Below are 10,475 nucleotides of genomic sequence, written 5' to 3'. Positions count from 1 at the left end.
GCCCTGGTCCTCGTCCCGAGCCCCCCTTTGTTGACCCCCTTGCCGGCCCGCCCCTAGCCGGCTTCTCAAACCGCCTTTGTCCCTTACCCCAGGGCCTTTTCCAAGGCAGCGCCGATTGCGCGGACGTCGGTGGCGTCGGATGCAAATGCCTCGGATGGGGCAGCGATGTTGCCTTCGGCGTCGTAGATCTCTGAGCGCAACTGGAGTGCTGCGTGCTCGTCGATGAGCTTCAGGCCCAGGCTGGTAGCTACCGTGCGGAAGTGCTCGGCGGAGGAAGCCGCCTTGCTCCAACCATAGGCAACGTAACTCGCAGGCTTTTCCTGCCACTCGTTGAACAGGAAGTCCAGAGCGTTCTTGAGTACCGCTGGAAGCGAACCGTTGTATTCAGGTACCAGGAAGATGAAGCCGTCAAAGCCGGCTACCGCAGCGGACCACTTCTTGGTGTGCTCGAAAGCGTAACCCTTGCCGGACTTTGGTGAGTTTGGCTCATCGAACAGGGGAAGGTTGAACTCGGCGAGGTCCAGGATCTCGTACTCCACTGCGCCCTGCTGGGCGTCTGCTTGCAGGACCTGCTGAACCCAAGCGCCCACGGTGGGGCTGATACGGCCGGGGCGGGTGGAACCCAACACAATTGCAACGCGTGCCATAGTTGTTCTTTCTCTCCAAATGATGTGTGTATTCAACTGCAGAACTGCTGGGATTGTACCCATAGGGCACGCATGCAACACACTTCGTCCCCACCCGCCTAGAATCCCAAGGGCGCCGCCGGCCCCTTACGCAGCGCTCTTCGCCGGGAGCACCCGCAGGCCCCAAATAATAAGGAATACCGCGGCGAAGAACCACAGCACGGCCAGTGCAACGGCAATCTGATAGATACTGCTGAAGCCCAAGAATAACGACGTTGCAGCCAAGCCGATCGGGCCCGCAACTTGGCTGATCGCCATAAAGATGGAAAACGCCCGGCCACGGATTTCCTCCGGAACGGTTTCAGTAATTAGCACAGTTTGCAATGGGTTCAGCACGCCGCCGCCAAGGCCGGCAACAACCATGCCAGCGATCACCGCGATGGAGTTTTCTAGCCACCCCATGAACCCAAAACCCAGAATGTAGAAGGTCATGCCCACAATCCAGGTCAGCCGTTCATGGTTCACCAGACGAGTGGCTGCGATACCTGCGATCATCATTCCTACCGCGTAGCCAGACATCGCCATACCCAGCAAATGTGGCGCACCCGCCTGCTGGAAATGCGCCGGCATGAGTACGGAAAGGTAGGGCACCACCAGCATCATTGCGAGCAGGGAGTCCAGCGCGAGCAGCCGCATCACGGGGAAACTCAGCGCCTTCTTCCAGCCCGCAAACCCATCCAGGCTTGGGGAATCCACTCCTGGCGCCCCAACAGGAGCGGCCACAGGGCTAGAACCAGCCGTGGCAGCGGAATCAAGCGCGGCATCCGCCGGCGCGGTGCCGTCGGAAAGCGAGCCTCCGGAACGCGTGCCTTCAGAACCTTCGCTGCTGTGAGAGTGCAGGCGCAACATCGCCGTGAGCGCGGCGGCAGCGAGAGAGCAGCCGGCGGTGATCCAGAGGACTTGTGTGATGTCCAGCGCCGCGAGGAGGAAGCCGGCGAGTGCTGGCCCGGCGAGGAAGCTGATGCCCATGATCGCCTGGTTGATGCCGCTGAGCTGGGCAATGGTGCGGCCGGAGGCTTTGGCAACATCGCCGATGAGGGCTGCGCGCGCGGACATACCGGGGATGTCACCGAGCGCGCCCACGATGCCGAGGATGATGAACCAAGTGAGGTTGAGTCCGGTGAGATGGTCCACAATGATCACACCCACCACGGAGGACCCCGAAATGATGTCTGAGGCCACGGACATGGGTTTGCGCCCCAGGGAGTCGATGAGGTTGCCGCCGTAGTAGGCAAAAATCAGTGAGGGGATGGCGATGGCCGCCGCAACAATCGCCGCTGCCTGCGGGTTTCCGGTTCGCTCCAGGACGAGCCATGGCCAGACGATGCCCGCCACGGAGTTGCCAAACATGGAAAGGCCAGCGGAGGCAAGGTACAGCCATGCCGTTGTTGGGGAGGTGCGCATAAACACTCGCTTCTTGAAGAACACACAAAAAATTGCTGCCCCAACGCCGATGTGACGGTTATCGTGGCAGCATGACCCACAAGATCCTAGCTATGCCGTTCGCGGATGTCAATCCGCTGTACGTGCAAAAAGCCCAGCGCAAAGGTCGCACGGAGGCCGAAGTTCGGGAGATCATCCGCTGGCTCACCGGTTTCAGCGAGCAGGATCTTGAGCAGCACATCACCGCGGGCAGCAGTTTTCAGGAGCTTTTCGACGCCGCCACGTTGCCTCCTTCCGCAGCACTCATTGGCGGCTCAGTGTGCGGAGTGAAAGTCCAGGAAGTACCCGATCCCACCATGCGGAAGGTGAGGATGCTGGACAAACTCATCGACGAGCTCGCCAAGGGCAAGGCCATGGAGAAAATCCTGCGCGGATAGCTGCACGAGGTGCGCGCCCCGAATCTGCACCGGACCTGCTTGAGCTCTGTGAGTTGGGCAGCGCGCTGCTATCTTGAAATCCATGCTTCAAGTGGACCCACAGATTTGGAATCTCTACCAAATCCTTGACCTCATTGGTGTGCTACTGAACGCCATGATCGGCGGTACAATTGCGCGTCAACGCAACTTTGATTTTGTGGGCTTTTTCTTCTTGGCATTGTTTTCCGGCCTCGGTGGCGGCATGGTGCGTGACATGCTTATGCAACGCGGCACCGCCGCCGCAATCCAAAACCCCAACTACCTCCTGTTAGCCCTGGCGGGCGCGGCCATCGCGTTGCTGATTAACCTCCGTGGCAAGCAGTGGGAATTGCTCAAAGTTCATGCCGACGCCGTTGTACTTGGCGTCTGGGCCGTGACGGGTTCAGTGAAGGCATTGGCCTACAGCATGCCACCAGCCAGCGCGATCTTCCTCGGTGTCCTCACAGCAGTTGGAGGGGGCATGATCCGAGACATCGCCTCCGGCCAAGTGCCCTCTATTTTTGGAGGTAACCACTTGTATGCAGTGCCTGCGGTTCTAGGTGCTGCCTCAATGGTGGTGTTTCACCACTTCGAACTCAACGCCATCGGCATGATTGTTTCCTCCGCATTGGCTTCGGCGATGGCCATCCTCGCCTATTGGAAAGGGTGGCGGCTTTACCAAGACGCAGAGTGGACCATCCTCAAACGGGAATACATCCCCAATAAAGTGCGGATCCGACGCGCATCGGTGCCGCAGTCACGTAAGGAAGTAGGCGAGCAAAAGGAACCACAAAAGGAACGCACCCAATGAGCGATCAACACCTCACCCAACTTGAGCAATACCTCAAGAGCCTTGGCCAGGGTGCAGGGGGTAGTGAAGACGAACTGGCGGAAATGGGCTTTGTGGCCAACGCCCTGGACATCGGTGCGATTACCTACCTCATCAACTCCTTGCCGGGGGAGCAGGCCGCGTTGCTCTACCGCTCCCTGAGCAAAGACCGCGCTTTGGACGTCTTCGAGGACTTGCAGCCCGGAAGTCAGGCACGTCTCATCGGTCTGCTGCAGTCCAGTGAAGTGTTCCAGGTGGTGGAAGACCTGGACCCGGATGACCGCGCGGAGCTCTTTGACGAGCTCCCTGCGAAAGTTGTGGACCGCGTGATGGTGGGGCTGAGCCCCGCCGAACGGGACATGACGGCCACGGTTCTTGGTTACCCCAAAGATGCGATCGGGCGTTACATGTCACCGGAAGTGGTGGGCATCCCGGCGGATTCCACCGTTGAACAGGCATTAGATGTGGTGCGCGCTCAGCTCGATGGCCTTGAAACCATCTACCTCCTGCCGGTGGTGGAGGGGCAGCGCAAACTGTGCGGGGCGGTAAGTCTCCGGGCGCTCATGGGGGCGCACCCGCATGCCTTGGTGCGCGATGTTTCAGGCAAAGCAATCTATGCGAAAGCCACGGACCCGCGCGAAGCTACAGCCAGGCGTTTCCTCGACGAACGCCTCATTGCGATGCCGATCGTGGACGAGGAACACCGTTTGGTGGGCATCCTCACTCACGACGACGCCGTGGACATCGTGGAAATGGAAGACACCGAAGACGCCGTGCGCTCCGGCGGCGCCGAGCCGTTGGCTGCGGCATACCTTTCCTCATCCATCCTGCACATCGTGAAGTCGCGCATCGTGTGGCTTATCGTGCTCGCCGTTTCCGCCATCCTCACCGTGCAGGTGTTGGAGATTTTCGAGGACAAGCTGGACCAAGTGGTGGTCCTCGCCCTGTTTATCCCACTCCTCACCGGCACTGGCGGCAACACCGGCAATCAGGCCGCAACCACCGTGACCCGCGCGCTTGCCGTGGGTGAAGTGCGTGTGCGCGATCTCCCGCAAGTGATCTGGCGTGAACTCCGCGTCGGTGCCACCCTCGGTGCGGTGCTTGGCGGCGTCGGCTTTGTCATTGCTGGGCTCGTGTACGGCATGGGAATCGGGGTGGTGATGGGCCTGACGCTGCTGGCGGTGTGCACCATGGCCGCGTGCGTGGGTGGGCTCATGCCAATCATCGCAAAGAAAATTGGTGCTGATCCAGCGGTGTTCTCTAACCCATTTATCTCCACCTTCTGCGACGCCACCGGCCTGGTTCTGTACTTCAGCATTGCTACCGCGGTTCTGGGATTGCACTAATGGGATTGCACTAATGGGATTGCATGAGCAGGTTTGCTAGGACGGGGGTGGGGTGGGGGCGAAGTCATTGAAGGAGCCTGTGGCGTGCGGTTTTTCCATTTTCGCCACAAAAATCTTGTGAAAATTGTTGATTATGCTTGCCTAACTTAGGTCTGGCTGGGTAAGTTGCCTTGCGTAGGTATAGCTGCCCTAACTTCTTGGGGCTGGTTCCAAAAGCACTGTGCGCCGTAACTGAAGTGTGGCGGTGCATCCGAATGAGGAAGAGATAATACTCGCAATGGCTTCACCTTTGATCAAGATCTCCGCTATGGCAATCGCCGCTGGCATCGCCCTGGTTGGCTGCAGCAGCGCAGACAACAGCACCCAAACCGCTGACACCGCCTCTGCTTCTGCATCCTCCGCAGCAACCTCCACTGTGACGGTGGAAGACAACTTTGGCACCGTGGAGATCACCACCCCAGTTCAGCGCGTTGCCGCAACGGACAACCGCACCTTTGAAATCCTGGACGCCTGGGGTGTGAACGTGGTGGCCGCTCCAAAGACTCTGGTCCCTGCAACTGTTCAGGGCATCAAGGGCAACGAGGAAATCGTTGATCTGGGCACCCACCGTGAGCCAAACTTGGAGGCTCTGGTTGCCGCCGAGCCAGACCTCATCATCTCTGGCCAGCGCTTCTCCCAGTACTACGAAGACATGAAGACCCTCAATCCCGATGTGCCAATCATCGACCTTGAGCCACGCGAAGGCGAGCCACTGGTAGACGAGCTCAAGCGCCAAGTCACCGAGCTGGGCAAGATCTTTGGCAAGGAGGCCGAGGCTAAGGAAATGGCCGACGCCCTCGACGCCGCAATCGCCCGCGCCCAGGAGGCATACAACGGCACAGACACCGTGATGGCCGTGAACGTCTCCGGCGGCGAGGTTGGTTACATCGCCCCATCCGTCGGCCGCACCTTCGGCCCAGTGTTTGACATCCTCAACCTCACCCCAGCTCTGGAGGTGGAAGGCGCATCCTCCAACCACGAGGGTGACGACATCTCCGTGGAGGCAATCGCCGGCTCCAACCCTAATTGGATCTTCGTTCTGGACCGCGACGGCGCAACCTCTGCCGCAACCGAGGAAGGCTACACCCCAGCTCTGGACGTGATCGCAGCCTCCCCAGCGCTGCAGAACGTTGCTGCAGTTCAGGACAACCGCGTGGTGCTTGCTCCAGCAGACACCTACACTAACGAGTCCATCATCACCTACACCGAGATCTTCAACCAGATCGCTGACGCTTTCGAGCAGGCAAATAGCTAACACCGCTCACACAGCCCGCATTCGTCTTGTGGGATTTGCCCTGTGAGAAGGGGATCGCCCAGTGCCTCCACCGCGCCCAGAAAGTGCGCCTTGGCACCGCGATCCCTTTTCGGCGTGAAAGCCACAACACCCATAACACACCGAACAAAGGTCACCACATGACCCCACCACCTCCATCACCGGCTTCGGCACAAGCCCAGGCACCAATATCGGCGGCGGCAACGGCGGATGTCGCCGCGCATGGTGCCACCGCGCCGCACGCAGTGACCCGCCCCAAGCTCTGGGACTTCAAGCTGATCGCAGCTACCATCGCGGTGATTGCGCTGCTCGCGGCTTCGTTGCTGGTGGGGCAGTATGACATCTTCCAGGCGGAAGATGGCCTCAACATGTTCGGCATCACCCGCGTTCCGCGCACCATTGCATTGGTGCTCGCGGGTGCGGCGATGGCGATGTCTGGCCTGGTGATGCAGCTCATCACCCAAAACCGCTTTGTAGAACCCACTACCACCGGTACTACGGAGTGGGCGGGCTTGGGCCTTTTGCTGTGCATGGTGGTGTTCCCGGCGGCTAGCGTGCTGGACCGCATGGTGGCAGCGGTGCTGTTCGCCTTCATGGGAACGATGGTGTTCTTCCTCTTCCTCCGCCGCGTTTCCCTGCGCACTTCACTGGTGGTCCCCATTATCGGCATCATGCTCGGTGCCGTGGTCAGCGCAGTCTCTACCTTCTTCGCGCTGCAAACCAACATGCTGCAGTCTCTTGGAATCTGGTTTCAGGGCAGCTTCACGAGTGTGTACAAAGGCCAGTACGAGGTGCTTTGGGTGGTGCTCGCCGTGGTAATCGCGGTGTTTATCTTCGCGGACAGGCTCACCGCCACCGGCCTCGGTGAAGAGGTGGCAACCAGCATTGGTGTGAACTACCAGCGCATGGTGATCATCGGAACCAGCCTGATTGCGGTGGCAACGGGCGTGGTCACAGTTGTGGTGGGCAACCTCCCATTCCTGGGCCTGATCGTGCCAAACCTCGTCTCCATCATCCGCGGTGATGACCTGCGTTCCAACCTCCCGTGGGTGTGCCTCACAGGCATTGCCCTGGTCACCATTTGTGATCTGCTGGCCCGCACCATTAATGCCCCCTTCGAGATCCCGGTGTCAGTGATCCTGGGCATCGTAGGTGCAGTGGTGTTCGTAGTTTTGATTGTGAGGCAAACCCGCAATGGCTAAACTCGCCTCCCCCTCTTCTCCTGCAGCGGATACCCGCGTGCCGACGCCGTCCAGCGAAGCGCCCGGTGCGCGTCGTTCCGGCGCCTTCCAGTCCGCAGTTCAGTATCGCCGTTACTACTTGATGCTGAGTGCGATGATCGCAATTGGCCTGCTTTGTGCGTTCGGCCTTTTGGCGTACGGCAACCCTATGCCCTTTGGCACCAGGCAGTTCTGGCTGATTGCGGAGCGCCGCATGAATGCAGTGGTAGCAATGGTGATTGTGGCGTTCTGCCAGGCCATAGCTACTGTGGCGTTTCAAACGGTAACGAACAATCGGATTATCACGCCCTCGATCATGGGTTTTGAGGCGTTGTACCGCGTGATTCACACTTCTACCATCTTCTTCTTCGGCGCGGTGGGACTCACAAACGCTCGGACGTTGGAAATGTTCGTGGTGCAACTGCTGCTCATGGTGGGACTCTCACTGGTGTTGTATTCCTGGCTCCTCACTAGTAGAACCGCGAACATGCACGCCATGTTGTTGGTGGGCATCGTGATTGGTGGCGGCTTGGGGTCCATCTCCACGTTCATGCAGCGCCTGCTCACGCCAAGTGAGTTTGATGTTCTCACGGCACGCCTGTTTGGCTCCGTGAACAACGCGGATGCGGAATACTACCCAATTGCAATCCCGCTGATCGTGCTGGCAGGTGGCGCGATTATCCTGGCCTCCCGCGCGCTCAACGTGCTCTCGCTGGGGCGCGAAGCTACCGCGAACTTGGGCCTCAGTCACAAGCGACTTTCCGTCTTCATCCTGGTCATGGTGTCAATCTTGATGGCTACCTCCACCGCGCTTGTTGGCCCGATGACGTTCCTGGGCTTCCTGGTTGCCACCCTGGCCTACCAAGCGGCGAACACCTATGACCACCGCTTCATCTTCCCAATGGCCTTTGCTATTGGCTTCTTTGTGCTCACCGCCAGCTACTTTGTAATGAATCATGTGTTCCATGCCCAGGGCGTGGTGAGCATCATCATCGAGCTGGTGGGCGGCATCGTATTCCTTATTGTGATCCTGCGAAAGGGCCGACTGTGATCAAGCTCCAAGACGTTGCCAAGAACTACAACGATGAAGTGCACATTGGGCCGGTTTCACTGGAAATCCCCAGTGGTGGAATCACGGCGCTGGTCGGTCCCAATGGCGCAGGCAAGTCCACGTTGCTCACCCTCATCGGCCGCCTGCTGGACCTTGATGAAGGTGCGATCAGCGTAGCGGGCTTCGATGTGAGCAGTACCAAGAGTAAAGACCTTGCGAAAGTGCTCTCCATCCTCCGCCAGGAAAACCACTTCATCACCCGCCTCACGGTGCGCCAGCTTGTGGGATTTGGTCGCTTCCCTTATTCAAAGGGGCGCCTGACGAGCGCCGATGAGGAAATCATTTCGAAGTATATTGACTTCCTTGACCTGCGCGAACTGGAAAACCGCTACCTTGATCAGCTCTCCGGCGGGCAGCGACAGCGCGCCTATGTGGCGATGGTGCTGTGCCAAGAAACGGACTACGTGCTCCTAGACGAGCCCCTCAACAACCTAGACATCTCCCACTCCGTGGAAATGATGCGCCACCTCGAGCTGGCCGCGAAGGAGTTCGGCCGCACGATCATTGTGGTGCTCCATGACATCAACTTCGCCGCCCGCTACGCCAACTACATCTGCGCGGTCAAAGACGGCAAGGTAGTGGAGTTCGGCACCCCTACCGAAATCATGCGTGACGAAATCCTGACTCCCATCTTCAACACAGACATTAAGGTGATCGAAGGTCCCACCGGCCCCATCGCGTGCTACCACTAGACGCATGACGCAAGCCCTCGGTTACCTCTCCGCTGTAGCCATTGGCTTACTGCTCGCGCAGGTATTGCCGATGGCGGGAGCCTTAGCGGTGCAAGGGGTGGTGGCCCCTGCATTGTTCCTCCTCATGGTGCTCACCTTTGCAGCATTGCCTGCCGACGCGCACCCGCGCCCAGGGTTTTCCAGGTTCCTTGGCGCGCTCGCGGTGGCAAATTTCCTGGGAGTTCCAGTGCTGCTTGCGGTGCTGCTTGTTGTAGGGCAGGGGATCGTGGACTTGCCAACCGCCGTGCTTTTGCCCGCACTCCTTGTACTCTTAGCACCTTGCATCGATTACGTAGTGCCCTTTAGCAAGCTAGCCGGTGCGGCTTATCACCAGCTCCTGCGCGCAACCCCATTGCTGTTGCTGGGACAAGTGGTGGCTGTGCCTTTGTGGCTGAGCGTTTTCGGTTTGCTTGTTGGCGCGGAATGGGAATTACAGCTCAGCCCAGTGGGGCTTTGGCCGATCCTTCACGCTGCGCTGGTGTTCCTGGTGCTTCCCCTATGCGTGGTGTGGGCAGTGCGCAGGTTGAATCCTCAATGGTTGGTGGCGGCGCAGAAAGCCATGGACCCAGCCATGTGGCTTGTGCTCGGCAGCATCGCTGCGGGCTATGGGGGCGCGATCACACAATCTGATGATTTACCGCCGCTGGCGGTGTTTTATGTAGGTTTCGCGCTTGCCGCCTACCTGCTTGGTGGGGCAGTGGGGGCCTGGAGTGGTCTCGCTTTGGTGCGGCGCCGCGCAGTTGCCATGAGCGCCATGACCCGCAACTCCCTGGTTGTGCTGCCCATTGCCATGAGCGTTGCACCGGGCCCAATGACCCCGGCGGTTGTGGTGTGCCAGACGGTATGCGAGTTGCTCGTGATTTGCATGTTGCAAATGGTGCGCAAAAGTACGGTTTAACCAGCGAATTTGTGTTGTTGGTTGGTTGTGTGTAACTTTATGTGAGTCGCCGCGACCGACAGCGCCCCTTCACCCTTGTGTTTGGTGAAGTGTTGGCGGGAGGAAAACATGCGGTTGGCGAAACCTTTTTCACTGCTTTTGGCGGCTTTCCCCTTTTTTGTTGTGGGTTGGTTGCTGGGGTGTGTGGTGGTTGTTTGAGAACTCAATAGTGTGCCAATGTACTTAAAATATTTTTTGTTTTTGTACTATTTGTTTTTTTGGTTTTGTGTTGTGGTGTTGACCGGGCAAGTGTGGCTTGCTTGTGAAAATACTGTAGCTTGAAACTGTTTTTTGTGTGTGGGGTTGTTCCTCGTCGGAGCCTCACACGCATTGTTTATTTTTTTGCCAGTTGTTGGGCTTTCCAACAATGTTTGCAAGGAATGTTTTTTCTTGTTTTTTGTGGAGAGTTTGATCCTGGCTCAGGACGAACGCTGGCGGCGTGCTTAACACATGCAAGTCGAACGG

10 protein-coding genes and 1 rRNA gene are annotated in these 10,475 nt (G+C 58.7%); 9 read left to right on the top strand and 2 right to left on the bottom strand.

Going from position 1 to position 10,475, the window contains the following annotated elements; all coding sequences use genetic code 11:
- Positions 1-83: 83 nt before the first annotated feature.
- Together NQ050_RS10720 and NQ050_RS10715 are read right to left on the bottom strand one after the other, a co-directional pair.
- The gene (locus tag NQ050_RS10720; RefSeq protein ID WP_257039338.1) at positions 84-647 is read right to left on the bottom strand and encodes an NADPH-dependent FMN reductase; all 564 of its coding nucleotides are present in this window, start codon (positions 645-647) and stop codon (positions 84-86) included.
- Between the two features lie 126 nt (positions 648-773).
- Positions 774-2,090: an MFS transporter gene (locus NQ050_RS10715; protein WP_257039337.1), complete on the bottom strand. Its 1,317-nt coding sequence runs from the start codon at positions 2,088-2,090 to the stop codon at positions 774-776.
- A 71-nt stretch (positions 2,091-2,161) separates the two neighbouring features.
- Between NQ050_RS10715 and NQ050_RS10710 the strand changes: the two genes are divergently transcribed.
- The 9 genes from NQ050_RS10710 to NQ050_RS10670 all read left to right on the top strand — a co-directional run.
- Entirely contained in the window at positions 2,162-2,506 is a 345-nt protein-coding gene (locus NQ050_RS10710; RefSeq protein WP_257039336.1) for a DUF2200 domain-containing protein, read from the top strand.
- Between the two features lie 82 nt (positions 2,507-2,588).
- A complete protein-coding gene (locus NQ050_RS10705; RefSeq protein WP_257039334.1) occupies positions 2,589-3,335 on the top strand; it encodes a trimeric intracellular cation channel family protein in 747 nt (248 codons plus the stop codon).
- Entirely contained in the window at positions 3,332-4,699 is a 1,368-nt protein-coding gene (mgtE, locus tag NQ050_RS10700) for a magnesium transporter (protein ID WP_257039333.1), read from the top strand. Before NQ050_RS10705 ends, mgtE begins: the two co-directional genes overlap by 4 nt.
- Positions 4,700-4,976: 277 nt before the next feature.
- On the top strand, positions 4,977-5,993 hold the full coding sequence (locus tag NQ050_RS10695) for a siderophore ABC transporter substrate-binding protein (RefSeq protein WP_257039332.1): 1,017 nt from the start codon (positions 4,977-4,979) through the stop codon (positions 5,991-5,993).
- Between the two features lie 158 nt (positions 5,994-6,151).
- Positions 6,152-7,213 (top strand): ABC transporter permease, encoded by a 1,062-nt coding sequence (locus NQ050_RS10690; protein WP_257039331.1) that lies wholly within the window; start codon positions 6,152-6,154, stop codon positions 7,211-7,213.
- Positions 7,206-8,282, top strand: coding sequence for an iron chelate uptake ABC transporter family permease subunit (locus NQ050_RS10685; protein ID WP_257039330.1), 1,077 nt, complete (start codon positions 7,206-7,208; stop codon positions 8,280-8,282). The genes NQ050_RS10690 and NQ050_RS10685 overlap by 8 nt, the downstream gene beginning before the upstream one ends.
- Entirely contained in the window at positions 8,279-9,034 is a 756-nt protein-coding gene (locus tag NQ050_RS10680) for an ATP-binding cassette domain-containing protein (protein WP_257039329.1), read from the top strand. Before NQ050_RS10685 ends, NQ050_RS10680 begins: the two co-directional genes overlap by 4 nt.
- A gap of 4 nt (positions 9,035-9,038) precedes the next feature.
- Positions 9,039-9,971 (top strand): hypothetical protein, encoded by a 933-nt coding sequence (locus NQ050_RS10675; protein ID WP_257039328.1) that lies wholly within the window; start codon positions 9,039-9,041, stop codon positions 9,969-9,971.
- A 435-nt stretch (positions 9,972-10,406) separates the two neighbouring features.
- Positions 10,407-10,475: ribosomal RNA gene (locus tag NQ050_RS10670) — 16S ribosomal RNA — on the top strand; the annotation flags it as partial.

This window comes from Corynebacterium sp. 122RC1 (genome assembly GCF_024580955.1).
GTDB lineage: Bacteria > Actinomycetota > Actinomycetes > Mycobacteriales > Mycobacteriaceae > Corynebacterium > Corynebacterium kozikiae.
The sequence above is the reverse complement of the archived record's forward strand: the minus strand, read 5'-3'. Positions and strand labels throughout refer to the sequence as shown.

What these genes read in the sequence shown, in the direction of transcription:
- mgtE (WP_257039333.1), top strand. Translation starts at nt 3,332, where the DNA reads ATGAGCGATCAACACCTCACCCAACTTGAGCAATACCTCAAGAGCCTT.
- NQ050_RS10695 (WP_257039332.1), top strand. Translation starts at nt 4,977, where the DNA reads ATGGCTTCACCTTTGATCAAGATCTCCGCTATGGCAATCGCCGCTGGC.
- NQ050_RS10720 (WP_257039338.1), bottom strand. Translation starts at nt 647, where the DNA reads ATGGCACGCGTTGCAATTGTGTTGGGTTCCACCCGCCCCGGCCGTATC.
- NQ050_RS10710 (WP_257039336.1), top strand. Translation starts at nt 2,162, where the DNA reads ATGACCCACAAGATCCTAGCTATGCCGTTCGCGGATGTCAATCCGCTG.
- NQ050_RS10715 (WP_257039337.1), bottom strand. Translation starts at nt 2,090, where the DNA reads ATGCGCACCTCCCCAACAACGGCATGGCTGTACCTTGCCTCCGCTGGC.
- NQ050_RS10690 (WP_257039331.1), top strand. Translation starts at nt 6,152, where the DNA reads ATGACCCCACCACCTCCATCACCGGCTTCGGCACAAGCCCAGGCACCA.
- NQ050_RS10685 (WP_257039330.1), top strand. Translation starts at nt 7,206, where the DNA reads ATGGCTAAACTCGCCTCCCCCTCTTCTCCTGCAGCGGATACCCGCGTG.
- NQ050_RS10675 (WP_257039328.1), top strand. Translation starts at nt 9,039, where the DNA reads ATGACGCAAGCCCTCGGTTACCTCTCCGCTGTAGCCATTGGCTTACTG.
- NQ050_RS10705 (WP_257039334.1), top strand. Translation starts at nt 2,589, where the DNA reads ATGCTTCAAGTGGACCCACAGATTTGGAATCTCTACCAAATCCTTGAC.